The organism is Thalassobacillus sp. CUG 92003 (assembly GCF_013618635.1).
Lineage (GTDB): Bacteria > Bacillota > Bacilli > Bacillales > Halobacillaceae > CUG-92003.
The window spans coordinates 267,438-293,454 of the sequence record NZ_JABLSJ010000003.1; the positions used below are offsets into that span (position 1 = coordinate 267,438).

24 protein-coding genes are annotated in these 26,017 nt (G+C 44.1%); 6 read left to right on the forward strand and 18 right to left on the reverse strand.

Features of this window, described 5'->3' with window-relative positions:
• Position 1: 1 nt before the first annotated feature.
• The 11 genes from HOP45_RS06095 to shc form a co-directional block, all read right to left on the reverse strand.
• Positions 2 to 358 carry an EamA family transporter gene (locus HOP45_RS06095; protein WP_181348028.1) on the reverse strand — a complete coding sequence of 119 codons (357 nt, stop codon included), beginning with the start codon at positions 356 to 358 and terminating at the stop codon, positions 2 to 4.
• Positions 359 to 361: 3 nt separating this feature from the next.
• A complete protein-coding gene (locus tag HOP45_RS06100; protein ID WP_181348029.1) occupies positions 362 to 1,051 on the reverse strand; it encodes a GNAT family N-acetyltransferase in 690 nt (229 codons plus the stop codon).
• Between the two features lie 4 nt (positions 1,052 to 1,055).
• Positions 1,056 to 2,003, reverse strand: a complete 948-nt coding sequence (locus tag HOP45_RS06105; protein WP_181348030.1) for a glycosyltransferase family 2 protein — start codon at positions 2,001 to 2,003, stop codon at positions 1,056 to 1,058.
• Positions 1,982 to 3,010, reverse strand: coding sequence for a dTDP-glucose 4,6-dehydratase (gene rfbB / locus HOP45_RS06110; protein WP_181348031.1), 1,029 nt, complete (start codon positions 3,008 to 3,010; stop codon positions 1,982 to 1,984). Before rfbB ends, HOP45_RS06105 begins: the two co-directional genes overlap by 22 nt.
• Entirely contained in the window at positions 3,003 to 3,935 is a 933-nt protein-coding gene (gene rfbA, locus HOP45_RS06115; protein WP_181348032.1) for a glucose-1-phosphate thymidylyltransferase RfbA, read from the reverse strand. Before rfbA ends, rfbB begins: the two co-directional genes overlap by 8 nt.
• A gap of 302 nt (positions 3,936 to 4,237) precedes the next feature.
• Positions 4,238 to 5,158, reverse strand: a complete 921-nt coding sequence (locus HOP45_RS06120; protein WP_181348033.1) for a LysR family transcriptional regulator — start codon at positions 5,156 to 5,158, stop codon at positions 4,238 to 4,240.
• 79 nt (positions 5,159 to 5,237) lie between these two features.
• Positions 5,238 to 6,674: a YfcC family protein gene (locus HOP45_RS06125; protein WP_181348034.1), complete on the reverse strand. Its 1,437-nt coding sequence runs from the start codon at positions 6,672 to 6,674 to the stop codon at positions 5,238 to 5,240.
• Complete coding sequence (locus tag HOP45_RS06130) at positions 6,671 to 7,870, reverse strand: M20 family metallopeptidase (protein WP_181348035.1); 1,200 nt, start codon at positions 7,868 to 7,870, stop codon at positions 6,671 to 6,673. The genes HOP45_RS06125 and HOP45_RS06130 overlap by 4 nt, the downstream gene beginning before the upstream one ends.
• 237 nt (positions 7,871 to 8,107) lie before the next feature.
• Entirely contained in the window at positions 8,108 to 9,799 is a 1,692-nt protein-coding gene (nagZ, locus tag HOP45_RS06135; protein ID WP_181348036.1) for a beta-N-acetylhexosaminidase, read from the reverse strand.
• A 770-nt stretch (positions 9,800 to 10,569) separates the two neighbouring features.
• Positions 10,570 to 11,124: a CotY/CotZ family spore coat protein gene (locus HOP45_RS06140; protein ID WP_181348037.1), complete on the reverse strand. Its 555-nt coding sequence runs from the start codon at positions 11,122 to 11,124 to the stop codon at positions 10,570 to 10,572.
• Positions 11,125 to 11,302: 178 nt separating this feature from the next.
• On the reverse strand, positions 11,303 to 13,201 hold the full coding sequence (shc, locus tag HOP45_RS06145) for a squalene--hopene cyclase (RefSeq protein WP_370457962.1): 1,899 nt from the start codon (positions 13,199 to 13,201) through the stop codon (positions 11,303 to 11,305).
• A gap of 85 nt (positions 13,202 to 13,286) precedes the next feature.
• On the opposite strand from shc, the gene HOP45_RS06150 reads away from it, so the two are divergent.
• The 5 genes from HOP45_RS06150 to HOP45_RS06170 all read left to right on the forward strand — a co-directional run bounded on the left by HOP45_RS06150 (position 13,287) and on the right by HOP45_RS06170 (position 17,678).
• Positions 13,287 to 14,423, forward strand: a complete 1,137-nt coding sequence (locus tag HOP45_RS06150; RefSeq protein WP_370457963.1) for a DUF2515 family protein — start codon at positions 13,287 to 13,289, stop codon at positions 14,421 to 14,423.
• Positions 14,347 to 14,820 carry a CBO0543 family protein gene (locus tag HOP45_RS06155; protein WP_181348040.1) on the forward strand — a complete coding sequence of 158 codons (474 nt, stop codon included), beginning with the start codon at positions 14,347 to 14,349 and terminating at the stop codon, positions 14,818 to 14,820. The genes HOP45_RS06150 and HOP45_RS06155 overlap by 77 nt, the downstream gene beginning before the upstream one ends.
• Before the next feature lie 159 nt (positions 14,821 to 14,979).
• Positions 14,980 to 15,672: a response regulator transcription factor gene (locus HOP45_RS06160; protein WP_181348041.1), complete on the forward strand. Its 693-nt coding sequence runs from the start codon at positions 14,980 to 14,982 to the stop codon at positions 15,670 to 15,672.
• Positions 15,665 to 16,762, forward strand: coding sequence for a sensor histidine kinase (locus tag HOP45_RS06165; protein ID WP_181348042.1), 1,098 nt, complete (start codon positions 15,665 to 15,667; stop codon positions 16,760 to 16,762). The genes HOP45_RS06160 and HOP45_RS06165 overlap by 8 nt, the downstream gene beginning before the upstream one ends.
• A gap of 82 nt (positions 16,763 to 16,844) precedes the next feature.
• Positions 16,845 to 17,678, forward strand: coding sequence for a M15 family metallopeptidase (locus HOP45_RS06170; protein ID WP_181348043.1), 834 nt, complete (start codon positions 16,845 to 16,847; stop codon positions 17,676 to 17,678).
• A gap of 187 nt (positions 17,679 to 17,865) precedes the next feature.
• Here the strand turns inward: HOP45_RS06170 and HOP45_RS06175 are convergent, their stop codons facing one another.
• Positions 17,866 to 18,756, reverse strand: a complete 891-nt coding sequence (locus tag HOP45_RS06175) for a glycine betaine ABC transporter substrate-binding protein (protein WP_181348044.1) — start codon at positions 18,754 to 18,756, stop codon at positions 17,866 to 17,868.
• Positions 18,757 to 19,071: 315 nt separating this feature from the next.
• Between HOP45_RS06175 and HOP45_RS06180 the strand changes: the two genes are divergently transcribed.
• Positions 19,072 to 19,623: a GbsR/MarR family transcriptional regulator gene (locus tag HOP45_RS06180; RefSeq protein WP_181348045.1), complete on the forward strand. Its 552-nt coding sequence runs from the start codon at positions 19,072 to 19,074 to the stop codon at positions 19,621 to 19,623.
• Positions 19,624 to 19,650: 27 nt separating this feature from the next.
• Here the strand turns inward: HOP45_RS06180 and HOP45_RS06185 are convergent, their stop codons facing one another.
• The 6 genes from HOP45_RS06185 to HOP45_RS06210 all read right to left on the reverse strand — a co-directional run bounded on the left by HOP45_RS06185 (position 19,651) and on the right by HOP45_RS06210 (position 25,996).
• A complete protein-coding gene (locus tag HOP45_RS06185) occupies positions 19,651 to 20,796 on the reverse strand; it encodes an MFS transporter (RefSeq protein WP_255437503.1) in 1,146 nt (381 codons plus the stop codon).
• Positions 20,797 to 20,849: 53 nt separating this feature from the next.
• Positions 20,850 to 21,404, reverse strand: a complete 555-nt coding sequence (locus tag HOP45_RS06190; RefSeq protein WP_181348046.1) for a TetR/AcrR family transcriptional regulator — start codon at positions 21,402 to 21,404, stop codon at positions 20,850 to 20,852.
• A gap of 93 nt (positions 21,405 to 21,497) precedes the next feature.
• Entirely contained in the window at positions 21,498 to 22,367 is an 870-nt protein-coding gene (locus HOP45_RS06195; RefSeq protein WP_181348047.1) for a DMT family transporter, read from the reverse strand.
• 304 nt (positions 22,368 to 22,671) lie between these two features.
• Positions 22,672 to 23,670, reverse strand: coding sequence for a 4-hydroxythreonine-4-phosphate dehydrogenase PdxA (pdxA, locus tag HOP45_RS06200; RefSeq protein ID WP_181348048.1), 999 nt, complete (start codon positions 23,668 to 23,670; stop codon positions 22,672 to 22,674).
• Positions 23,633 to 24,964, reverse strand: a complete 1,332-nt coding sequence (locus tag HOP45_RS06205; RefSeq protein ID WP_181348049.1) for a four-carbon acid sugar kinase family protein — start codon at positions 24,962 to 24,964, stop codon at positions 23,633 to 23,635. The genes pdxA and HOP45_RS06205 overlap by 38 nt, the downstream gene beginning before the upstream one ends.
• A 27-nt stretch (positions 24,965 to 24,991) precedes the next feature.
• The gene (locus tag HOP45_RS06210) at positions 24,992 to 25,996 is read right to left on the reverse strand and encodes a 2-keto-3-deoxygluconate permease (protein WP_181348050.1); all 1,005 of its coding nucleotides are present in this window, start codon (positions 25,994 to 25,996) and stop codon (positions 24,992 to 24,994) included.
• Positions 25,997 to 26,017: the final 21 nt, after the last annotated feature.

Below are 26,017 nucleotides of genomic sequence, written 5' to 3' on the forward strand. Positions count from 1 at the left end.
CTCACCTCATTACGATAATGCCTAAGATAATTAGAGAAACTCCCATGAACTTTTTCATCGATATCGGTTCGCCAAACAGTAAAACCGATAGTAAGAATACGAAGACAAAGGAGAGACTCATAAACGGATAAGCGTAGCTGATATCAAACTTTGTCATCGCTGCCATCCAGCAGAGTGCAGCCAAGAAGGCGGATAAGAAGCCTGATAAGATAAACGGATTAAACAACAGCTGCAAGAGAAATAGAATCTTATCCTTCCATAACGCCGGCAAACTGCCGTATTGATCGATCTTCCATTTCAAAATCAATTGGCCGTAAACTGTAAAGAAAATAGTTCCAAATATATATGCATATCCCATAAGTCACCTACTTGCTTGATTACGATTTAATTTGTGGTAGACGTCTTTCGCCTTTGTTAAACGAAAACCCAATGAATAAAATAGGTTCAATGAAGTAGTGTTAGCAGCTGAAATCGATGTACGCAGCTCGGACAACCCATTATCCTCCAATTGTCTGGCACACCCCTGACTCGTAAACGCCTTTGCCAGACCTTGATTGCGGAAACGACCGCTCATTCCGAGCAGAAGGACATACGCTTTATTAAACCCATAAAAGCCGGCAAGCTCTCCATTAAACTTCAATGCATAAATCTGATTTTGATCGATTAAATCATTGACCCAGTTCACGTACCTGCGATCCGCCTGTTCATTCGGAATATTAAAATCCCGATGAAAACGCCCATGTTCAAAGCTCTCTTCAGCGATCTTCAAGATACTCTCACGATCGTACTCAGTGGAAATGGTTGTGCCTTCTCGGGTGAACAGCTGCAGTTTTTCCTTCTTACAAACAGGCTCTATTAAGGTATCAACATAATAAAATCCATGCTCTAATAATGGTTTCGCATTTTCAAACGGATCCACTTTGATGGTAAAATGCCCTGTCCGTTCGTCCGTTTCCTTCAACGCCGCTTCCTCGCTTCTCATCACTTCATACGTATCAATATGAAAATTTCTCACATCCCACGGGGTCGGTCGCAAATAATCTGCGGCCATCCAATCACCTCCGTTCCTTTTGATTGAGCTGTTCACGAATCAAATAAAGCGGTCTGGCTTTTGCTTCATCAAAAACTTTCCCGATATACAGGCCGAGAATGCCGAAATTAAAAAACATCAACCCGGCAATAAAATACATACTTACCATGACACTTGTCCAGCCTTCCACATGGTAATCCATAAAGAAGTAACGGGTAAATAAATATAGACCGTATAGGAACGATCCAAGCGAGATGAAAAATCCGAATTGGATCGATAACCGTAACGGTTTGTTTGATTGCGCAATGATGGTATCGGTCGCTAGCGTCACGAGCTTTTTCAAGTTATAGGAGGAGACACCCTCACTTCGTCCATTATGTTCTACAGCAATGCTAGCCGTCTTATATCCCATCCACTGAAGGAACAGGGGATAGAGACGATTTTGTTCTTTCATCTGCCTGAATCCCTCAATGACTTTCTTCTCAGCCATACTGAAATTCGCTACCGTATGATCAGAGGAAGTGCCGGTAAAATAATCATATACACGATAAAACAATTTGGAAAGCAAACGCTTATTCAGCTTATCCTGACGAAATACCCGCTTGGCAAACACGACTTCATACCCTTGCTGGGCTATATTAAAAAGGGTCGCTATTTCTTCGGGACGATCCTGCAGATCGCAATCCATCACTACGACCCAGTCCCCTGATGTATGATCAAGCCCCGCCGTAATGGCATAATGCTGTCCGAAGTTTCGTGCTAAATCAATGCCTTTCACCTGCTCATCTTCCTCACATAACTGGACAATCGTCTCCCAGGCATGATCAGGGCTGGCATCATTGATAAGCAGGATTTCATAACGCGCGGGAATACGCGCAATCGTTGTCCTCAGACGCTCGCATAATTCACGCAAGCATGACTGGCAGCCATAAACAGGGACAACAACGGAAATTAATGGTTGAGCATGAGCCATTGCTTCACGTACCAATCCACAGTTTGTTGTAAGCCCTTTTCCATATCAACGAGCGGCTGCCAGCCCAATGTTCCTCTTAATTTCGTATCATCCACAGCATACCTACGGTCGTGTCCAAGACGATCCTCTGTACACGTGATTAATTCGGTAAAATTCTTTAGTGCCCCCTTCTGATCAGCATACCGTTCATCAAGGATCGTGCAAATCTGGGTGGCTAAATCAATGTTCGTCATCTCGTTCCCACCCCCAACATTGTAACTTTCCATCGTTTCCCCTTGATGATAGATAACGTCGAGTGCCCGGCAATGGTCCTCGACAAACAGCCAATCCCTTACATTTTTTCCATCCCCGTAAATAGGAATCGTCTGGTGATTTAGCGCATTTGAAATGATCTTTGGAATCAATTTTTCCACATGCTGTCTCGGTCCATAATTATTCGAGCTGCTTGATATGACAACGTTCATCCCGTATGTAGAGCCAAAGCTCGTCACAAGAAAATTAGCCCCGGCTTTCGAGGCACTGTAGGGATTTCGCGGATTGTATGGCGTGTGTTCATTAAACTTATCATCATCACCTAACGACCCATACACCTCATCCGTGGAGATTTGATGAAATCGGGCTGCCTCAAGCTTCCCGCTCTCTTGCCACGCATGCTTCGCGGCCTGCAGGAGAATCATGGTCCCCTTGACGTTCGTATCGATAAACGAACTCGCATCTTCAATTGACCGATCGACGTGGGATTCGGCCGCAAAATGAATCACCCCATCAATCGGATAGTCGATAAATAAGCGTTTTACAAATGCCTCATCAGTAATATCTCCTTGAATAAAATGATAGTTGGAGCAGTCTTCAACATCAGTCAAATTCGCCGTGGACCCAGCATAAGTGAGCTTGTCTACGTTAAGAACCTGGGTATCGGGGTACTTGCTTACATAATAGCTGATAAAATTCGACCCAATAAAGCCGGCTCCGCCCGTAACGAGAAGATATGAGGTGTCCTTATTCATCTTCACTCCCCCTTAACATGGGATGGCTGTCGAATTCTTCCCAATATTGTTCGATGTGCTTACGGTTGGCAATCTCAAGCAAATATTGCCCGTAATCCGTTTTTGCCATGAATTTTCCTATCTGCATTAATTCTTCCTTTGTGATATGTCCCATGTAATAGGCAATTTCCTCAATACAGGCAAGCTTGAACCCCTGCCTGTGCTGAATGTTCTTAACAAATTCAGATGCTTCAAATAATGAGTCATGCGTGCCGGCATCCATCCAGGCAAACCCACGGCCAAGCAGCTGAACATCGAGTTGTTTTCTATCTAAATACGCTTGATTTAAATCGGTAATCTCTAATTCGTCCCGCTCTGACGGATGAAGCTGCTTCGCAATCTCGACAGCTTCGTGATCATAGATGTATAAACCTGTTACGGCAAAGTCTGACTTAGGGTCATCGGGTTTTTCTTCTAATGACACAACTTTTTTTCGTTCATCAAATTCAACTACCCCAAAACGCTCTGGATCTTTAACGCGGTATCCAAAGATGGTAGCATGCTCATGCTCCTGTATCGCTTTACGGAGAATGGTTGTAAAACCTTGGCCGTAAAAGATGTTGTCGCCAAGGATAAGGGTCACATCATCTGTTCCAATAAAATCTTCCCCAATGATTAATGCTTCAGGAATCCCATTTGGATCTTCCTGAGATTGATACGTTATCGAAATACCCAGCGATTCACCATTACCTAATAAGCTTTCAAACCTATTGACATCCTCAGGCGAACTGATAATCAAGATCTCTTCAATTCCAGCAAGCATTAAGACCGATAAAGGATAATAAATCATCGGCTTATCGTATACAGCAAGCAGATGTTTATTGACACTGATGGTATTCGGAGACAGCCTCGTTCCGCTTCCTCCAGCAAGAATGATGCCCTTCACCCAGACCACCTCAATTCATTAAATTAAAAAATAACCTTATTCCCATTATTACCCTCTTACAAGCTTCTCACTCTTACATTTCCATTACATTTTAAAAGCAATTTTGTGTAAAAGTATGATAGGCGTACCAGGTACAGCATCCCCGACTCTGTTTTCATGGTGCAGAAAACAAAAAAAAAGCCCCCAACTAGTGTGCCCTCTTAGGGTGGGAGGTACCAGGTACAGCTTTAGGTACAGTTTTTATGTTCCAAAAATAACAGCTTGGGAGATTTCCAAGCTGCTTTGTAGGATTCACATGAATTTTATACTGATGTCTCGTCTTCACCTCTATTCTCCTCCATATACGCCCTTAAATAATTCAAGAAAATCGGCACCGCTTGTGCCACGCTTTCTTCTCTGTAATACACCCACGTATGACGGACGACCGGCGTATCATCTTTAAACACAAGGGGAGTAAACCGTAATTCCTTGTGATTGGTTAAAAATAATTCCGGAACGACTGCGTAGCCGAACCCCTCGGACACCATCCGCACGCACGTCTCATAGTTATCGACTTCCATTAGTGTATTTGGCTCAGTATCAAAGTGTTCGTTCCACCATTGATAAATCATGTCTTCAATCGTCGATTTTGTTTTATTCGGGTAATGGGAGAGGGCTTCAGGTTCACGAAAGGCAATCCTCGGCTGGCTGATAAGGTCACTGTTCTCAAACCGTTTATGAGATGCTATGCCGATCGGTTCTTTCTGTAATAAGGATTTTTCACCTGACCAGTAAAAATCGCCTCGTACGATCGCGACGTCAATGTCGCCGTTCTGCAGCTGGGCAAAAATTTCTGAACTCATCCCGGATCGAACGTAATACTTGATGTTTGGGTATTTATGATGAAAGCCATTCAGAAGCGGTGGGAAGATATAGTTACAGAAGTAGCTGTTCACGCCAAGTCGGAGATTGCCGCCGAAAGTATCTTTTATTTCGGTAAGCTTGTCTTTGGTTTCCTGGAGCAAACGTAATTGTTTGCGGGCATAGTGAACAAGACAACGACCTTCGTTGGTTAGATAGGTCTTTTTACCTTCCCGGTGGAAAAACGTAATATCAAACGATTCTTCGATCTGTCGAAGGCGGTAGGCTAGTGCCGGTTGAGAGATATACAAGCGTTGAGCTGCTCGTGTTACGTTCGGCTCTTCTTCCAAGTAAATAAGCATTCGACAGTCTTTCTGGTCCATATACAACTCCCCCAGTTTTACTAGCAAGTATAATTGAAAAGAACACTTTTCTCTACAAAAGAGAGAAAAGTGTTCCACGTTACGAGTAATGAATGAAATTGGCTATCACGACCATAACGCCTCCGAATACAATCCAATATAAGATTAATGGAAGCGCGAAGCGGAACCACTTTTGAAAAGCGATACCAGAAACAGCCAGAGCTCCCATCAGTGTAGAGGAAGTCGGATTGATCAAGTTTGTGAATCCATCACCGAGTTGAAAGGCAAGCACACCGGTCTGTCGTGTCGTACCGATGAGGTCAGCGAGCGGTGTAATAATCGGCATCGTAATCGCAGCTTGACCAGAACCGGAAGTGATGAATAGATTCACAAAAACTTGAAAGCCGTAGATACCAAGAATTTGAACGGAAGCGGGAAACACATCAATGAAATTGGCAGCGAAATAAACAATGGAATCCATAATCGCCCCTTCCTCCATAACGATGATGACAGCCCGGGCGAGCCCGATCATTAACGCCCCCATGACAATGCCGCTGGCACCTTGTATGAATTCCTTCGAAATGCGGCTAGGTCCATACCCTGCTATCAATCCTGCTACTATACCCATCGCCAGAAATAAAGAGGATATTTCCACAATGTACCATTGATAAACTGAAACGCCCCATAACAGAACGAGGATCCCTGCTAGAAACACCCCAATAACAGCAACATGCTTTTTATGAATGGTCTTATAGAGTGTCGCAGTCTCTACTTCTGAAGCTTCCTGTTCGAGGTCGTAAACGAGACTCTGCTGTTTATCCTGCTTTATCTTTTTCGCATAACGATGAATGTACAAGCTGGTGATTAAGAGCAGCAGTAGTAATATGACTGCACGCATCAACATACCTGAGAATAACGGCACTTCAGCAATCGTCTGGGCCACACCGACACTGAACGGGTTTAACAGACCTGCCGTAAATCCGATATTGGTACCAAGGATTACCAAAGCTGTGCCCATTAGTGCATCATAGCCAAGGGAACGAGCGACAAGGATCCCGATAGGTACAAATACCATCGATTCTGTGCTCATCCCCATCGTAAAACCACCTACTGAGAATAAGGCAAGAAACGACGGGATAAACAAAGCATCATTTTTCGAGAAAAACTTCGTCATCCTCCCCGTTAAAGCATCTATCGCCCCGGTCGACATGATGACTTGAAACGCCCCTCCGATAATTAAGATAAAGAAGATGATTGAACTCGCATCGTTAAACCCTTCGACAATTGAAATTGGAAATAGCAAAGGGTTAAACGGTGTCGCCTCCATTTGTTCATAGGTGCCAGGGACAACCACTGTTTGGCCTGACTGTTCATCCTCAACACGCTCAAACTCTCCGGCTGGGACAACATACGTAAGCAAAGCGGCAAATATAATAATGATAATAAGCAGCACATATGTATGCGGCATGACCAGGAAGCGCCGGAAACCTTTTGGAGCTTCCGTTTCAGGTTCAGTAGTTTGTTCATTCAGGTTCATCCATGTCCATCTCCTTTATGATTAATTGACTGCTTCCATTCTTCATGAGCATCTTTCACTAGAGACGGTGTTGCCAACAAATCGTAGGCTGTTAAAGCTAGAGCCTTCGATGATTGAATGAGCCCCCGCATGCCATCAAGAGACCCCGCAGTCTCTGTAAAAGCTTTCGTGTGAGTGGAGGCTTCCCCGATTTTAATATATGGATGAATCGTTGGTACGATTTGACTGACATTCCCAATATCAGATGACCCGATCCCTTTTTCAATAACGGAATCATCGACATCGACCCCGAGCTCCCTTAAATTCTCCTTAAACTGATACGCTAATACTCTATTATTAATCCGCTCCGCGTACATAAGCCCTTCGTTCATCTCGCATGTTGCTCCTATTGCTTTCGTTGAATGCTCCACTCCCTGATAAAACCTCTCCTTCACCTGTTCCAATACTTCCAGTTTCTCAGCTCGAAGTAAGAAACTTGCCTCACAATGATCAGGAATAATATTAGTCGCGTCCCCGCCCTTGGTGATGATACCGTGAATGTTGGCCGAAGAGTGCAGAGCAGGCAGCAACTGCTTCACACACATGAAACTGTTCAACATGGCATCCAAAGCACTTATTCCCTGATCCGGATTGGCAGCTGCATGTGCCGCTTTGCCATGAAAAGAGACATCGACGTCCACACAAGCCAAGCTCCCACGCAAAATCATAGTTCGATCTCTCGGATGACACATCATCGCTGTGTCTAAATCGTCGAACCATCCTTCCTCAATCAGCATAATCTTTCCACCACCTTCTTCTTCTGCTGGTGTTCCAAGGACAACCACCTTACCAGGAAAATGACTGCCAAGCGCTTTTTTCAACGAAATGGCCGCACAAACGGCAGACGCACCAATAATGTTATGGCCACACGCATGGCCAAGCTCCGCCAAAGCATCGTACTCAGCAATTAATCCGATTGTAGGACCATCCGTCGTTCCCTCCCACTCTGCACGAAATGAAGTCGGAAGTTCAGGTATAAGGCCACGCCTCACTTCAAACCCTTCCTCCTCGAGAGGAGAAGTCAGCCAGGCCATCGCCTGATGCTCTGCGAAGCTTAACTCCGGGTTGTCATGAATATGCATCGATAAATCCACCCATTGCTCACGGGTTTCATCGATATAATCTTGGATACGCTTTTTCTGTGACGTTTCGGTCATGAGATATTCTCCTTATTCGCTTAGGTTTGTGATAGTTGACCTTCATTCTATAAGTTTTCATACTATTTAGAAAATACATATTTTTTGGGGGCTCTATAAAAAATTTATATTGTTCGGATTAGCATCTAAAAATCCCCCATAAGTTATTGAACTTATGGGGGATTAGTGAAATCCATCCATTCGTGATTTTCATTTGCAATATGTCATAAAGGGAGCCAACTAATGTGCCCACATTAATCAAGGTACCTTCTGCAAAATGGCTTCCACTTTTTCATTAATCGGCTGAAAATTAGGAGCAGGTGTCTTTTCACCCGAAAGCTGATATTTTGCTTTTAACTGGGTGATGCGTTCAACACTTTCGTCAATCCTGTCCTCGCTTATTTCGCCACTTTCTACAGCTGCTTTCAATTTATTAAATACAGTAGCGACCAAATCGGGGTTATGGGCCACAAGCAATAAGTCCCCTCCCGCTTTCACGGTCTGAACCGCTGCATCCGCGATATTATAATGATCTGTAATGGCTCCCATCGTCAAGTCGTCGGTGATGACAACACCGTCAAAGTTAAGATCTTCTCGCAGCATGCCTGTTATGACCTCTCTCGACATGGAAGCGGGATAGTTTCCGTCGATTTGCGGCAGCAGGATATGAGCGATCATGCTCACATCCGCCCCCTCTGAAATGGCTTTCTTAAAGGGTACAAGTTCCAGATTGGTTAATTGCTCGTAGCTTTTATCGACCTTCGGGAGTTCCAAATGGGAATCCACGCCGGTATCCCCGTGCCCAGGGAAATGTTTCATAACGGGAACGACACCTTCATTCTGAATCCCTTTCATGCTCTGAATGCCGAGCCTGGTGACAATCTTCGGGTTATCGCCAAACGAACGGTCGCCGATGACAGGGTTATTGGGGTTGCTGTTAACATCAAGGACAGGCGCGAAATCCAAATTGAACCCGAGTTCTTGCATTTGTTCACCGAGGATGGTGCCGGCATTGAAGGCCACGTCCGGATCATTCAGGTTTCCGATCGAACGGCTCGTTGGCAGACTTTTAGCCTGAGGAGGCATTCGGGTCACACTGCCCCCTTCTTCATCAACACCCAGCAATAATGGATATGGGTTCTCAGCATTCGCCGTTTTCATGTCGTTTATAAAGTTGACGGTTTGCGTTGCACTTTCGATGTTATTGCCAAATAAAATGATGCCGCCAACGTGATATTTCTGGATAATTGTTTTGGTTTTGGCATTCATTTGCGTACCATCGACTCCGCCGAAAATCATTTGTCCAATCTTTTCATCCAGGCTCATCTTGCTGACTCCCCTATCATCAGAATGTTCACTTCCGCTTTTAGATAATGATAGATGATCGACCTCCGGGTTATCTGAATCCTCGGCAGGTCGCGGCAGCACCCATTTCAAAACATAATCATCAGACAAGTTATAGACAAGAATGATTTGATCAACATTCTCATCCTGATAGTACCGAGTATCGTCGGGCTTTTGATAGGATTTGATCGTATCGAAATCGAATGAGGTGACTGCTTCCTGAGACGAACGCAGATCGGTCACAACATCATCTGTAATGCCAAGGTCGATGTTGTGTGAGGGATAGTTCAAAAAAGGGCCTACCTCCGTGTCAGTAGTCTCCTCCGGTTCTCCCCACGTTTCTTCCACATCATCGACTGTCGTTTCACTCACTGTAATCGGGCTGTCCAGGATTGTACCTTCTTTAGCCATGTCGAATATGGTGGCCAATGATGGCTTAGGCTTAGGCTCCAAGTCCTCTTGATTTTCACTATCCGGAGATGTGTTATGAGATGGTTCGTCTGTTTGTCCATCCTTCGCCTCATCCCCCGAGGAACGAAGCAAAAAGAAAGCCGCCCCAAGCGTGACTAGAGCAATAATGATGATAATGGTGATACGCTTAATCATAGAAATTTCCTCCGTGGATTTTGATAACGAATATTCTTCTCAATTTGTTTAAATATCTTTACTAGACTGCGTGTAACTATCGTTGAACGATGTATGAATGCTTCCATAAAAATGTATGACTATTAATGCCATATCTTCCAATGACCCCTTACACCTAGTATTGTATCACGAAAGTTATCGTCAACTATCTAAAACGTCCTAGTGCCATCTCAGGTGAGGTCCCCGCTAAAAGAATACACACTAAATTAATCTACAAAAAACCTCCCCTAAGTAATTTGAACGTAAGGAAGGCTGTAATATCCAGTCAATATTTTATTATGATTTCAAATTTCATTGTTTCTCATGCTTTTTTGCTACACATTTTACAGCGGCGGTTGCTACTGCAAACGCCCACATGGTTAACAATACCGCAATTACGGTGTGGAAAGCAGAAAATAAACCGTTAAACTGCAAAGTCATGTATTGTAGGATATCATACGCTTCTCCTTCAATAAATTGATATAGGTATAGTACAAGTATTCGCAACTAAAAAAGGCCTGAAATCATTATAAAATTTTTATAAATTTTAGTATCCCGATACGAATCTTCAGTAATTCTTTCCTAACATTAAGAAGGCGATTCCCTAGTTTGAGAATCGCCCCCCAATCAGTTTAAAACAAATAAATCGCATTAAAAGGGTTTCAATTGTGCCGTCCTTTCTTGCATTTTCTAATCCTCATCCTCCCATTTGTCCAAACAGCAGGAGCTGCATGAGAATTATCGAAAAACGTTTAGTCTTCCTCGTCACTCATATTAAATTCAGATAGCGGCAATGGTGAAACAGGGTCTAAACAGACAATACCGCAGAAGCAATCCAAATCTACCGTTATACAAATGCCAGTTGCTTGTAAATTTCTGATGCTATTACCCGGGAAAAAATCGCAAATCCTATTCCCCTTTCCGCTTGGTCCAGGCGTAGACCCTCCCATTGTAACGGGAAGCAGTAACTCTAATTGAACACAGCATTCCTCTTTATCCACGAATTTTTTCGCCTGAAAGATAGGTGTTTCCACACAACGTAAAGCTGTCATACCTGAACCACCGACTGGAGATCTGAATATACCGCTTCCGATAAACGGCTCACAATCACCCTTACAATACAGTGCAAATGGGATAGCAGTAAAATCATTTCCATTCTCCATGGGTGATATTAAGTCCCTGATGGATTGAACACATCCAGTGGAACAGCAGCCACCGACGCCAGCTACTTCATCTTGTGCTCTGATAATCTTTGCGACAGTTTCACAAACGCACGTATTAAAATCTTTTTCTTTTTCGCAACTCATTATGGTTAATCTCTCCTTTCCTTGTAAGTTCATATTTATTGTATGTGTAAGGAGAATTAATGGTTGCATCAATGCCTATTAGAATTTTTAGGTAGTCATATCATTTTTGATACACATACCTAGTTAACAAGCAGTATATGGCACCCTTTCATCGTATACGTTCAGATTTATCATACATTTATCCATGTAGAAACTTCTGCTTGTAATGGCTTAAGGCGAGAAGTGGCCAGATGTAACGGTAGCTGTGATAGTGAATATAAAATGCTCCTCCCATCCCTTGCCCTTTTGGATAGTCACTCGTCCAATCACGGTTATTTCCCTGATCAATAAGAAATTGGATACCTTTTTCAATGGCCGGCGTTGGAGATGGTGAAGTGGCGATCAGAGCATCTACAGCCCAGGCGGTATGAGTCAGTGTACTTGCTTGTAACGGCACGTAGCGGTTCTCGGTATCGCTTTTACAAGATTCTCCCCAACCACCGTCCTCATTTTGGATGCCCTTCAACCAGCGGGCAGCTTTCCGGAGCATTGGGGCTTCGGTATTTGCCCCGCATGCCACTAAACCCGTTACGGCGGACCATGTTCCGTAAATGTAGCAGATTCCCCAGCGTCCATACCAGGAACCATTTTGCTTTTGCTCCTTGCGAAGCCAGGCGACTCCTCGCGTTATCGCAGCATGCTGTCGATTTAAGTTTGTATAATTCCCTAAGAATTCAAGTGTCCTTCCTGTTAAATCTGCCGTGGACGCATCCAGCAAAATAAATTTCGCTCCTTGGACAGGCAGCAGGTTAAAAATTGTCTTATCCACATTCCGTTCAAAGGACGGCCAGCCTCCATCATTATTTTGCATGGCCATTCCCCACTGAACCCCTCGTTCCCAAGCTGGATATAAACGCGGTTGAAATGAAAGGCTCTTGTGTAACGCTCGTAAACTCGCCGTCGTGTCATCAACATCAGGATGCATGGTATTCAGATTAGAAAACCCCCATCCGCCAGGTCTCGCGTAGGGACTGTGCACACCCCAATCGCCGTATTTAACATGCTGTCGCAATAATAAATAGCGGTTTGCCTTTTGAACGACTTCCGAATGCTCGGAAACGCCAGCTTCTTGAAGTGTATAGCTGATGAGCGACGTATTCCATACGTCAGCTGTCGTATATTGCATATGGATACGATCGTCTATAAAAATGGCCATCGACTTCAGCCCATTCACAGCACGTTGGATACGTTCGTCTTTCTTTGAAAAACCGAGCGATAAAAAGGCAAAAATCATCAAGAATGTTGCGCTAAAGTAATTCAAAAACGTTCCATCGGGCTCAATTCGCCTGAGCATATATTGTTTCGCTTCTTCAATAGCTGTTTCCTCTAAATGACTCAGCGTATAGAAGCTAGACTGAAGGTAAGAGGTTAATGAGGTTAAGTAATGGCGCCATTCAAAGACGCGATTCTGTTCTCGGAAGAAATGATCGTCTGAAGTTGACCCCCGGTGAACATACAGATGAGACAAATCAGGCGTTTGGGGCGTCGTTAATTGATATTTTTTATGAGCCAGCAGCAGAATCGGTACAATGTTCGCTCTCCCAAATACCGAAATATCATACATGTTGAGCGGAAATTGAACCGGCAGTAAAATCGCTTCAAGCGGCACCGGGAATAATTTAGGCCAGGCGTATTGGCCGGTTAACACGAGCATGATTTTTGTAAACATGCTTGCCTCACTTAATCCCCCTTGTTTAAGGATGAACTGTTCTGCTTGCTTCATGTTAGGATCCTGAATATTAACATTGCCCGAGTATAAGAGACCATAGTAAGCCTCGATTGTAGCTGATACATTGCCTTCTCCCTCGTCATGAAACAGTTTCCACGCCCCGTTTTTCTCCTGTTTACTCAGAATCCTTTCTACTAAGTCTTGAATTAACTTCTCCTCATGAATCTCCAGAGAACGTAATAAAATGATCATATAGGCATCCGTCGCAACCCCCGTTTCAAAGGCATAATCCCAGGACCCATCTTCTGATTGATCCTGTTTTAACCGATTGATCAGGCGTTCCATTTCAGATCTTACAACGTAATTCACGCATCCCACCCCCCCGTGATTCATGGCTACCTATACTTATTCACAGACAAATACGGACATTCCCGAAGAGGAGGGATCTCTTCTAGTGCCTACTAAAACATGTCCTGCTCTGACAACATTAAAAAGAAAGCTGAAAAAGAAATTTAAAGCAAAGTCTCCCCAGACTGATGTTCCACTGTCAGTGAAGGACCAGCAGCTCATCACATCGATCCGAAACAAAACTGAAGAGCTCAATACGAATAATGTGACGCGTACTCACGCTTATTTTGACTTCTATTCACGGCATCCAGAAATCGAATGGGCTTTCCTTGGCCACATGGTGTCGCGAAATGGCGGCTGGAATATGACCGATTTGAAGGGAGAATTTCTAGCAAAACTGTTAACCGAAAAAGAACAAGCGCAGTTCTTTTCCTTCTTAGAACGAGGAAACTGGTTGATTTTCCAGGATATCTACCCTCAGTTCCTCCTCTATGAGGAAAGTTTAAACAGACAGCAGCCATGCTTTGCGCTTCTGCCCTACTTCAATGTATCAAGATTTATGGAAGTCGTGTGGTCGGACTTTTGGAAAAACCAACATCAATCGACTCTCGCTCTAGCCATGATCATTAATGAACAAAGCTATTTGGAAAAACGGGTCATTCAGAATCCGACCTACCAACACACCGTCTTAGATACGATCATGTTCAAGCTGCAGGATGTGCTGAACATGAGTCATATAATATTTCCCTACGCGCAAAAGCCATTTGTCAAAAATAGGCTAGTAGGGCAAACCTTGCACCAATTTTCTTCCTTGACAAAACGAATCGAATTAGGGAAACAATTGTATGGGCTGCTTTTCGCCGATTCCGATCGCCGACAACGTCTAATTGACTGGGCGGCAGCCACTCCGCATACAGGGTCTCGCAAAGATTACTGGCCGCATCTGTTTCATGACGTGAAAGAGACTGTGCCGGGAGAATTGTATGTGCCTCAAACAAAAGATTGCAGCTTACAAAAAGACGCCAGCCCGATCTACAGCCCACGACTGGAATATGCTTGGAAAAATAGTAACCAAGGTAAGGCTGAAGCGGGCGACTGGTTCGCAGAATGGAGCGGAATCGATTATTTAGAACCTCTTAGCGAAAATGTAAATGGAGAGATCAAACATGACTACTGTGAAAGCATCGAAAAACTCGAGTGGACCGTTTTCACCAAAAAAATCATATTTCAGCGGCAACACTAAATTGTCCTACCTCTTCACTATGCTGTCCGCCTCCCTGCTGACTACGTATATCGAATTATGGCTCACCACTCAAGGTTACTATACGTTTCTGACCCGCCCTTTTCCGTCTGTTTTCCCCGTAGATATTCGGTTTACATTAGTGATCATCCCCATCTTCACCCTATTCGCTTTATGGATGATGAGGGCTTTGAATGGCCTGTCACGCTACATATTTATTCTGCTTGCCAGTTCGCTTGCGATGCTGCTGGAGCCAATTATGGAGGCGGCAGGGTGGGTTGCATTCAGCTCAAGCTGGCATCATGTCTATTCATTTATTGGCTACGCCGCATTCCTACTGCTTATCCGGCTCATTCATACTTTGGCCAGTCGTTTGGACGAAGCAAAAGAGAGGCCATGACCCGTTCCTTCCCTCAATTTAACTCAGGTGAGAAGAGCCCCAAGATGACCATTGGGGCTTTTTGTGTTTCGCACTTATACTGGTCCTCCCTAAAAGAATCATGAAAATTGTGCTATAGTTACATATTAGAATTAAGCTAAGATCAAGGAGGCAAACGCCATGAAGCAAGCCACCATCCTCATTGCTGACGATGAGAGGGAAATTGCCGATTTAATCGCGATACATTTGGAGAAGGAAAATCATCGCGTGCTAAAAGCTTTTGATGGACAAGAGGCATTGGATACCATTAAGAACCAATTCGTCGATCTTGTCATTTTAGACATTATGATGCCACATATAGATGGATACGAAGTGACACGCTCCCTACGTAAAACATATAATATGCCCATCATTTTCTTAAGCGCAAAAACTTCAGATTTCGATAAGGTTCAAGGACTGGTCATCGGAGCGGATGATTACATGACCAAGCCCTTCACACCTATTGAATTGGTGGCACGTGTCAATGCTCAGCTGAGACGTTATATGGAGTTGAACCAGCCAACTAGCAACCATGAGAAGCTCGAATTTGGCGGACTTATGATTATTCCTGATCAGCGCAAGGTCTGCTTATACGATAAAGATATCAACTTGACTCCGAAAGAATTTGATATTCTTTATTTGCTGGCCAGACACCCGCAAAAAGTATTTAGCGCAGATAATATCTTCAAAGCTGTTTGGGGAGAGGATTATTTTGAAGGAACCAATACTGTGATGGTTCATATCCGGACACTCCGTAAAAAACTTGCTGAAGAAAGAAACAACCATCAATGGATTAAAACCGTCTGGGGAGTGGGGTATTCCTTCAATGGTTAAATTCATTTACAGCTTCCGTTCAAAAATGATCTTCCTGTTTGGTTTGAGCATGCTACTAGCTGGGATTATCTCTTATCTTATTTTTAAAACGCTGCAGTGGTACTACCACAACATGGTCGACTATGAGGACGCACTTATGTTTCTCAGACTTTGGATCAGCCGAATGGGGGACATTAATGTTTTTTTAATCTTCTTTATACCCTTAGCTGTTCTGTTTTTCTACTTATTGACTAAGCCCTATTCCACCTATTTCAGAGAAATTTCCACCGGCATTCACCAGCTGGCACGCGGCGACTTAACCCACCGTGTCCATATCCAGTCCCATGATGAATTCCAAGAAATCGCTAAGGATATTAATATGGCGGGGCAAAAACTGGAAGAAGCCATTGAACGGGGAGACTTCTCGGAAAGCAGCAAAGATCAATTAATCGTCAATCTAGCCCATGATTTACGCACCCCGTTGACATCTGTCCTTGGTTACCTGGATCTCATTTTGAAAGATTCCCAGTTAACACCCGAACAAAAAGATCACTATTTAAGAATCTCTTATACAAAATCCCAGCGTCTGGAACGTCTAATCGATGAACTGTTTGAAACAACGCGCATGAATTATGGCATGATGCCGCTAGAGAAGAATTCCATCAATATGAGTGAACTTATTTATCAGATCAGCGAGGAAATGTACCCAATTTTTGAAAAGAACCACCTGGAAGTCCGCCTGGATGTTGTATCCGAGCTCCTCATCGATGGTGACGGGGAGCAGCTGGCGCGGGTGTTTGAGAACCTCCTCATTAACGCCAGCCGCTACGGGGCAGATGGACTCTATGTGGATATTAATGGCTTTCGGGAAGACAATGAAATCGTCATTCAGATTATTAATTATGGCGATCATATCCCTGAGGAAGAACTTCCTTACCTTTTTGAAATGTTTTATAAAGGAGACCCCTCACGCACACACAAAGAAAGCAGTACAGGGTTAGGATTATACATCGCCAAAAATATAATCAAACAGCATGAAGGCTCAATTTCTGTTGACAGCAACGTGATCCGCACGCAATTCGAGGTGCGGCTCCCTGGAACGAAAACTTAAGAAAAATTTTAGGTTTACCCCACGATTTTATTTAACACTTTTTCCTATTCTTTAGATGCAGTAGAGATAAGGAGGAATTGACATGAAAAAGTGGGTTTTTTTTATTCTAACAATTATTGTTATGGGAGGAGCATTAACGCTCCTCTTTATAAATAACGAAAAAATCATTGAGGAAAAAAGCGGAGAACTGCCGGAAACGCTGGCTACTGAGGTGATTAGCAAGATTGACGTTCATTCCGGAAACCTGGTTCTAATCAATGAAGATCACCCGGTAAAGCAGGAAAGTGTTCAAAACGATATTAAAACCTTTTACTCAGAAAATTTTCAAGATATCCAACTCCCCGATCAGCATATCCAGCTCTCCCATTCAATCGCCAAAAACTTTGTGGAACTAGTAAAAGACGCCAAGAATGACGGAATAAGCAACTTCACGATTACTAGCGGATATAGAGGCATAGACGAACAGAGCCGTCTTTTTAACGAAATGGGCGAAGACTATGCCCTCCCTGGCGGAAACAGCGAACACAATGCAGGTCTTTCCCTGGATGTCGGTTCGACCCACGGCACCATGGCACATGCACCCGAAGGAAAGTGGATCGAGGACCACGCCTGGGAACACGGATTCATCCTTCGATACCCTGAAAATAAAACAGATATTACAGGCATCCAATATGAACCATGGCATATTCGCTACGTGGGTCTGCCTCACAGCGCCATCATGCATGAGAAAAATTTTGTGCTGGAGGAATACTTAACCTATTTAAAAGATAAGAAAGAACTCCATATCAATTATGAAGGAACCGATTATTATATTTCGTATTACGGGGAAAACGAGCAGATTGAGGTCCCTGCAAATCAGGCTTATGAGATTTCAGGTGACAATATGGATGGAGTCATTGTAACTGTATCTATGTAAACAATAAACGGTGACATGAATTTCCGAGGAAATACCCCGTCAATAAACAACCATACGCAGCTCCGAACACGATCAGAAGATTATTTCTGACATAACAAATGCTTCCCTGTTGAATAACAAGATGTTCAATCTGTCATTCAAAGGGAAGCATTTTATTTAACGTCAGTATTGAACCCTTGCTTGTAAATTACTCGTCAGGTTTAAGATCTTCAATGGAATCGATATCCATATAGGCAGGTACCACAAGTCCAAGCTTGGCACCTTCCAAGTTTTCCCCTAAATCTTCAAAATCACCTTCATGTTTTTCATAGAAAGAACCGTGAGTTTCCGGCATCCACGGAGCAAGTGAAGCATCACCGTCACCCTCAGCTATGGCTTGGAACATGACCGATGGAGAAACGGGGGTGAGCGTCACATCGTAACCTTGTTCTTCTAGCACTAATTTAGCAACATTCGCTGAAGAACGCTCTGTATCCCAAGGGGTTAAGACTAACTCAATGGACGTCCCATCTACAGACTCAACACCTTTTGTCCATTCCGAAACGGTGTCTTGGTTTTCACCGACCCATTGTTGGGCCGCTTTTTCAAAATCCATGTCCTGGGCAGCAAGCATGACGGATTCCATGTCACTCGTTTCCCATTGAAATCGGTCTAAAATCGTATACGCTTCAGGCATGTCTTCTTTAAATCCTTTTCTGGCGATTGTTTTAATGGACTCAACATCCCCAAAGGCACCTTTCGGATCTTCTAAGTACTTCAAGTCATATTTCGCAAATTTAAAATGAGGGGACCACCCTGCAACAACAATTGGTTCTTCATTTTCGATTGCCTCTCCTAGAGAAGTCAACATGGCAGAAGTTGACGCTGTTTCCTGTTCCCATCCCTCTAAGTTTTCATATTCTGATAAAGCATTATCAGTAGCTTCCGTAAGTCCAGCTCCAGGCTCAATACCGGTAATGGTATAATCTATTTTTTCCCCGACACTGGTCGTTTCTCCTTCGCTATTGTCGGCATTGTCAGATGAATCATCTTCTCCACAGCCCGTTAACATGAGTGATAAAGATAAGCCTGCGATCATACTCCATTTTTTCCACGTTACGTTAAACCCGTTGTAAACTCTCCTTTGTTCTTTGCATCAATATTTTTTGCAATGTTGTCACTTAAGCCTTCTCAATTGTATCGGTCATCACTAGACTGCAACAACTTTCATACAAAGTTAATACGAACCGTATAATACGTTTAATACGAATTAAACGAAAAATATGTCGAATTCATGTATAATTCCTCACTTATGATCCATTTTGCAATAGGAAGGGAGTCTTTACATTTCTAAAATGGATAGGTAGCCTAAATTATATATAGCTAGAGACATTATTTACAGGATGTGAGCGAGATGGATCATAATGAAGCGTTAGAACAATCCAGAGCTAGAGTGATCGAAGCTATTTCACAAAACATGGATCTTTATGGCGTTACCCCTTCCATCGGACGGTTATACTGTCTCCTCTTCTTTGCGGACAAGCCTCTGACATTGGACGAAATGAAAGAGCAGCTCGGCATGAGTAAAGCCAGTATGAGTCTTGGAGTCAGAACACTGCTGGACCTCAATATGGTTGAAAAGGCATGGAGAAAAGGCGTAAGGAAAGATTTATATGTGGTAAATGATGACCCTTATCAGCGTTTTTTCGATTACTTCTCAACCAAATGGCGTGGAGCGGCAACAATGAACACCAATGCCATCGAAACAACCATTCATGAATTACAGGTACTCACTGAAAATCCAGAAACGCCTGAAGAAGTTCGCGAGCGCGCTCAAGTTGATATTAAGAACCTTGAAAATTGGCTGGAGTATTACGATTGGCTCAACAGGCTCATCGACAGTTTTGAGTCAAAGGAGATCCTGGAATTTATTCCGATTCATAAGAACAAGGAGCAAGAAGAATAGCCCGCGTAGGAGACATGTCCCTGCCTCCTACTCCGTTTTTTCTTTTGTCGGACCCAACATTGAAGCTGCAACACCGACACCCCCATAAAGCATAAAAGCTGGAACATAGCCCCACGTGCCAATCATCCAGCCAGCGAGGATTGAACCCACGACTTGCCCGATTGCCAAAAGTAAAAACGGCACACCGATACCTAAGGATGCATTCGTAATAAACACACGGATTCCCCAGACGAGCAAAACGCCGGTTAAAAATATATATGAGGAGCCAAACATGCCAGCCGATAAGTAAGACATCACCCAATTCCCGGATGAAACAGCTAGAATAATCGAAGCTGAAGCAATCGCCAAACTCCCTAACGTATAAGTGGACGGGAGCCCCCATCTTTCAATCAGGGATCCGGAAAATCCCCCAAGCACACCAAATAGTCCGATGATCACCCAAAATCCAGAAAGCTGCCAATTACTATACTCACCCGCCATTTCAATAAAAGACCGGGAAAATGTCCAGAACGCCGCTGTTGAGATCCCCAGAGTAAGAGAGGCCAGCACCAAAGGGAGCGACCCTTTCACGCCTCGTATAGAGAGATGCCCTTTTTCAAAGCTCAACCGCGAACGCGTTCCATTTTTCGGAATCGCCCGGAAATTCCATGCCAGGGTCAGGAATGCCATGATCGCATAAATGAAATACGTCAGTCGCCAATCCTCTATTAAAAAGATTGCTCCAACCCCAGAGAGAGCGATACCTAAGCTCGTGCCTGAATTAATCCATGTATTGGCTTTCCCTTGCTCACCTTCTTTAATCCAAAGCGCTATCGCCGCGCCATAAGGGGGAGAAACCAGGCCCGTGCTTCCTCCAGCAAACAAAACGCCTATCGCCAACACCCACACATTTGGGGCAAAACCCATGAACATTAACCCTATGAATGCTGAAAGTCCTGCTAAGAGGATCATTTTTCTAGGGCCTTCTTTTGTGGTAAGCACGGTGGAAACAATAATCGTAAAGCAATAAGCTAAATAAAATAACGACGAAATCGTTCCCGACACCAGCTCGGGCATGTCAAGTGATTGATTGATTTCAGGAAGAAGCAATCCAAAGCTAAATCTCGCCAATCCGTAAGTGACTGCAATCATGGTAATGCCAGGTAAAACCAGCCTAGAAAATTTCATCGTCATCTTTCTCACCTCTCATTATATAGAACGACCTTTCTAATTTTATGGCAAAAAAATTACGACGTATGTCGGACAAGCATCCGAGCCATCGTAATCGAATAGTCTGTTGCTTGTTCAGCCCCGACCAATGTCGTCATGGACGTCGCTCCTTCAAGCAGCAATGTAAATTGATTAGCTATATCTCGCTCATTATCTTTGCCTTTTCGTTGCGCCAATAATTGAAAATAGTTGAGAAGCTTGGATTTGTGCCCTCGTGCAATCGTTTCAATTTCATTGTCCGTTCCAGCATAATCCTCTATCGCCCTTAAGAACATACACCCCTTGTAAGATTGTTCTTTTAAAAAACGACCATGGGCTTCAACAGCAAGAAGAAACGGCGAATCGGAGTCCATTTCTACATATTCATCTAAATAGGACCAATAGCGTTCTTCGCGCTGCTTCAGGACTTCTTCTACCAAGTTATCTTTTGATGAAAAGTGATTGTAGATCGTCATCGTAGCGACGTCAGCTTCATTGATGATTTGCTTTAATCCTACCCCTCGAAATCCATGTTCATAAAATAATCGTTCGGCGACTTGAAGGATGGCCTCTTTTTTTCTAGATCGTCCCATATAAACAACATCTCCTTATAATTAGATAGAACGGTCTTTCTATTTTAGATTGTACCAATCAGAATGAGTTTTAGCAAGCCAACCTTATCGAACTCAATCTGACTGCTTCATACTAAGTATGGTGATCGTAGCCAGGATGAGTACCATGCCCAGGAATTGAATGATGGACAAATGATCGCCGATAATCAGAACGCCAAATAATGAAGCTGTCACCGGCTCCACCATCGCGACCATCGAAGCCGTTGTCGGGGCCGTCCATCGAATACCAAACACATAAAAGATAAAAGAAATTCCAGCCCCCAGGAGCCCTAACAGAAGAAACCATCCGATGTCGCTTGACGTTACCACAGCAGCTGCTTCACCCTTATCTGCCACAACAAAAAGAATGAGACAAAATGAAAAAAAGGCGATGGTCAACGTCGTCTGGGGTTTTCCGATATTGGAGGCATTTTTAAACCCGAATATAAACAATGCATAGGAAAGACCAGCAGCAAGTCCCGCTGCCGCCCCTAGAAAACTCACTGAAATCGATTCGGTATTATAAGCGCCCGTAAGCAGGATGATCCCCATGAGCACACCGAAAATGCACCCCCATTTAAACCAGCTCGAACGTTCTATTCGCAATAAAAATGAGATTAACAGGACGAATACAGGTGCGGTGTACATTAAAGTAGCAGCAACAGCTACGCTCGAGGCCTGGATACTGAGAAAATAAAACGTGAAATTTCCAGCCACCCCGAAACCCGCAAGTAAGGACCATATATATAAACGAGTAGAGAAGATCCAATTTTGTCTAAAGCGGAAGAGAATCCACCCTAAAAAACAGATAAAACCAACCAACCCTCGATAAAGTGAAATCACAATAGGATCCCACCCTTTGGTTATTAAAATATCGGCGATGCCTCCACTAATGCCCCAACATATAGCAGCCAACATCACTAAGCCTACACCAGCAAATCTCATTGTCTGCCTCCTCGTATGATAAATATAGTACGTAGTAATAACGGTATCTGAAAGTTAATGTAATCTAATTTAGCTTCTAGAGGTTTTACAAAGGTATTATCGGTAATTCCTTTAATATCTCAGATCTAAGCTTGATTTTAATGAATCTATCAAAATTATCTCTGTTAGGAGTTTTCAACATCGGCACGCCCAAATAATAAAATAATGCTCCTGTCTTATGCAATTTAAGGAGGGGTTAACGTCAATATAAAAGAGCCCCGATAAGAAGATAGCTTCCTATCGGGACTCTATGTTTCTCATATTTTCATTGTTCGCGTTTCGGCGCTAATTCGATAGCTTGCCTGATCGCTTCTAACATGCTTTTTTCATCAGCTATGCCTTGGCCAGCTATATCGAATGCTGTGCCATGATCCACACTGGTACGGATAATGGGAAGGCCAACCGTTATATTGACTCCCGCATCTAAACCAAGGACCTTAATTGGCCCGTGTCCCTGATCGTGATACATAGCCACGACTATATCAAAATCGCCACGAACGGCACGGAAAAACAAGGTATCTGCTGGCAAGGGACCGATCACGTCGATACCCTGCCCCTGGGCGCGCTCAACCCCAGGAATCACCTTTTCTTCTTCTTCGCCGTATCCGAACAGTCCATTTTCACCTGCATGGGGGTTAATGCCGCACACAGCAATTTTCGGCTGCTTAATCCCGGATTGACTCAGGGTATCGTGGGCCATTTTCACAACATCGTAAACACGGTTCGGTTCAATTCGATCAATGGCGTCCCGCAGCCCAATATGGGTCGTAACATGGATGACTTTCAACTTGGGAGAAGACAGCATCATGGCAAAATCACGGGTCTGGGTCAATTCTGCTAAAATTTCGGTATGACCCGGATAGTGATGGCCGCCTTTATGCAAGGCTTCCTTATTCAAAGGTGCGGTACAGATGGCATCAATCTTCCCTTTATTGGCAAGTTCGATGGCTGTTTTTAAATACGCAAAAGCAGCATGCCCCGCTTCTTTTGACACTTCACCAAATGGCAATTCATCCGGCAATAAATCCAAGTCAAGGCACAAAACGTCTCCATCGGACGGGTTGAAATCATCTTCTACCCCTACCTTTTTTAACGCTAAGTCACTACTTAGCATCTCAGCTGCTGTCTCCAATCGTTTCTGATCCCCGATAACGAGTGGAATCGCTTGATCGAAAACCTCATCGTTAAGGCTTTTCACAATTATTTCTGGTCCTACTCCGGCTCCATCACCCATGGTAATGCCAATGATCGGTTTGCGGCTCATGTTGATGCGCTCCTTTCAACGTAACGATTGCCTGGTACAGGGACGTTTCCGTTCCAAATGCACCCGCTTTTGTTACAACATTTATAACGCGCTCTGTTCCTATTAGCGTCCCAACAGGAATGCCTGGCTCCAATTGATGGCTTAAACTGAAGCCTGTCGCACCAAGGCTTTTAGCTACATCCTTAGCCGTGTCCCCTCCTGTTAGAACGAGCGAGTTGATATCAGTATTTGCCTTTACAAGCTTATGTGTCAGCTCACCAAGGGCTTCTGATATTCTTTTGCCTATCTCGAATGAGCCTAATCCCATTGCTTCTGCTTTCTGTTTGACTTCCTGCCTCATCTCGTCTGTCGCGGGGACATATAAAACAACATCTTTCCCCTCTTCATATGCTTCCATACTAGATTGATAGTAGTCTTCGGCATCACGTTGCCATTCCTTAGTAAATATGTTGCCGGTATCAATTGGGATCGCATGAATACCAGGTTGTTCAGTTGTATAAATGATTTGCTCTTGTGTCTTCTGTGATAAACTTCCGCAAATCGTCAGGATTGCTCCGCCTTCAATTGGAGCGGGGGATGTTGTCTCATTCTCCAACTCCAATACCTGGGGCAAAACCTCTGCTAAGCCAGCTGAACCGGCCCACACCACCCGGGAAGTAAAACGGTTAATCATGGTTGCTATTTTTGACAGATCGTCTCCAGAAGCAGCATCACATATGAGATAGGTGATGTTTTTCGCTTTCCAGTCGTTAAGGGCCATTAACCAGTCGTCTGCATCTCCGTGCAGCAATGCTTCCGAAATGAGAGCTGTTTTCTCGCCTGTCTCTTCTTCTATCAAGGTAGGAAGATGCGCCTGCTTAACAGGGTGCTTTGCATCATGAGCCAATTCTGTTTCTGAAATAGGCCGACCATCCAGCAAATGCCACCCGTTCTTTGTGGTCCGACCATAGGGCGGAAATGCTGGAGCCACCACGGTGAAAACGGGGTCGAACACATGGCCCATCGCCTTCAATTCAGCCCCTATATACCCTCTTAGCGTCGAGTCCATTTTTTTATAGATATGTCGACAGCCGCTATCGCTTAAAAATTGAGCAGCTGCTTCCGTTGCGTGATAGGCTTGATCTTGATTAAGGGCTCTTGAATCGGTATCAATTACGATCGCTTCATCCAGCGATTCGTTGAGGGTTGGAATTTCGAAAAACACGGATGTCTCTATCCCTTTTTCTTTAAGCTGCACCCCGCTGTCATTCGCTCCCGTTAAATCGTCTGCTATCATCCCAAATCGAACATTCATCATTCATTCCCCACTTCACATTACTTACTAGGCACTAGCATGTTGTTCAGATTTATCCGAATAATCATCCGGCAGGTGCACGCCTTTTCGTTCGAGTCGCTTGACTAAGAGGCCGACAAATATCGGAAGCAAGACAGCCGTCGTAACCGTTGAAGCCGCCACTTGAACCGTTGCCAATTCTGCTGTGCTGGCAAACCCGGCATTCGCACCCGCAATAGCTGCAGGAGTAGCCACCGCGTTTCCGGCCGTTGATCCTTCTGCTGCTCCAGCAATCGGATTCCATTTGAAAGCCTTGAACGCCATGTAACCAGCGGTACCTGTGAAGAGCGTTGTCGCTATGCCTAACGCTACACCAGCTAAACCACCTTCAATAATTTTTCCGAAATCAATTCCCATCCCTAACGCAAAAGCAAAGAACGGGATCAGCATGGCGCTGCCTTGATCCAGAAATGTTCGCATCTCCTCATCAAGATTACCAAGCACCATACCCACAACAATCGGAAGCAATACGGCAATGAAAGACGTTAATGAAAACAAACCATCAACAAATCCCATCGCACCGAAAATGGATAAGGCCACCATCGTAAAGAATGGTCCATCATTCAAAGCAAGAAGGGAATAGGCCGCCCGGTCTGTCTTATTACCATATTGACCTACCACCGCAATATACAAGCCGCCGTTACTGTTCGTCATGGCAGCCACGATGGCAATCGGAGCCAGTCCCAGCCACAAGCCGTTTTCGCCAGCAAATAGATAGGCAAGCAAACCAAAGGCCGCACCCACGATCCACTTCACCGTTAACAACGTTGCGCCTTTACCTAAACTTACTCCGACGGTCTTTAAATTAATTTGAGCACCTGTTGCTAATAGGAACAACGCAATGAGCGTGCCAGCTCCATCAACAAACAAAGCCTGAGTGAAATTACCGATCCGCAACAGGTCAGGTGCTACCGTATTCAGAATGGCCGCTAACAAGAGCGGTACCACCATCATGCCCCCAGGGATTCTTTCCAACGTTGCTTTAATCTTCATCTTTTCTCCTCCTCCATACTA

Bases quoted from the DNA above. Each gene is read 5' to 3' on its own strand.
- HOP45_RS06095 (WP_181348028.1), bottom strand. From the start codon at position 358: ATGGGATATGCATATATATTTGGAACTATTTTCTTTACAGTTTACGGC.
- HOP45_RS06100 (WP_181348029.1), bottom strand. From the start codon at position 1,051: ATGGCCGCAGATTATTTGCGACCGACCCCGTGGGATGTGAGAAATTTT.
- HOP45_RS06105 (WP_181348030.1), bottom strand. From the start codon at position 2,003: ATGGCTCATGCTCAACCATTAATTTCCGTTGTTGTCCCTGTTTATGGC.
- rfbB (WP_181348031.1), bottom strand. From the start codon at position 3,010: ATGAATAAGGACACCTCATATCTTCTCGTTACGGGCGGAGCCGGCTTT.
- HOP45_RS06120 (WP_181348033.1), bottom strand. From the start codon at position 5,158: ATGGACCAGAAAGACTGTCGAATGCTTATTTACTTGGAAGAAGAGCCG.
- HOP45_RS06125 (WP_181348034.1), bottom strand. From the start codon at position 6,674: ATGAACCTGAATGAACAAACTACTGAACCTGAAACGGAAGCTCCAAAA.
- HOP45_RS06130 (WP_181348035.1), bottom strand. From the start codon at position 7,870: ATGACCGAAACGTCACAGAAAAAGCGTATCCAAGATTATATCGATGAA.
- nagZ (WP_181348036.1), bottom strand. From the start codon at position 9,799: ATGATTAAGCGTATCACCATTATCATCATTATTGCTCTAGTCACGCTT.
- HOP45_RS06140 (WP_181348037.1), bottom strand. From the start codon at position 11,124: ATGAGTTGCGAAAAAGAAAAAGATTTTAATACGTGCGTTTGTGAAACT.
- HOP45_RS06155 (WP_181348040.1), top strand. From the start codon at position 14,347: ATGACTACTGTGAAAGCATCGAAAAACTCGAGTGGACCGTTTTCACCA.
- HOP45_RS06160 (WP_181348041.1), top strand. From the start codon at position 14,980: ATGAAGCAAGCCACCATCCTCATTGCTGACGATGAGAGGGAAATTGCC.
- HOP45_RS06165 (WP_181348042.1), top strand. From the start codon at position 15,665: ATGGTTAAATTCATTTACAGCTTCCGTTCAAAAATGATCTTCCTGTTT.
- HOP45_RS06170 (WP_181348043.1), top strand. From the start codon at position 16,845: ATGAAAAAGTGGGTTTTTTTTATTCTAACAATTATTGTTATGGGAGGA.
- HOP45_RS06175 (WP_181348044.1), bottom strand. From the start codon at position 18,756: ATGATCGCAGGCTTATCTTTATCACTCATGTTAACGGGCTGTGGAGAA.
- HOP45_RS06180 (WP_181348045.1), top strand. From the start codon at position 19,072: ATGGATCATAATGAAGCGTTAGAACAATCCAGAGCTAGAGTGATCGAA.
- HOP45_RS06185 (WP_255437503.1), bottom strand. From the start codon at position 20,796: ATGACGATGAAATTTTCTAGGCTGGTTTTACCTGGCATTACCATGATT.
- HOP45_RS06190 (WP_181348046.1), bottom strand. From the start codon at position 21,404: ATGGGACGATCTAGAAAAAAAGAGGCCATCCTTCAAGTCGCCGAACGA.
- HOP45_RS06195 (WP_181348047.1), bottom strand. From the start codon at position 22,367: ATGAGATTTGCTGGTGTAGGCTTAGTGATGTTGGCTGCTATATGTTGG.
- pdxA (WP_181348048.1), bottom strand. From the start codon at position 23,670: ATGAGCCGCAAACCGATCATTGGCATTACCATGGGTGATGGAGCCGGA.
- HOP45_RS06205 (WP_181348049.1), bottom strand. From the start codon at position 24,964: ATGAATGTTCGATTTGGGATGATAGCAGACGATTTAACGGGAGCGAAT.
- HOP45_RS06210 (WP_181348050.1), bottom strand. From the start codon at position 25,996: ATGAAGATTAAAGCAACGTTGGAAAGAATCCCTGGGGGCATGATGGTG.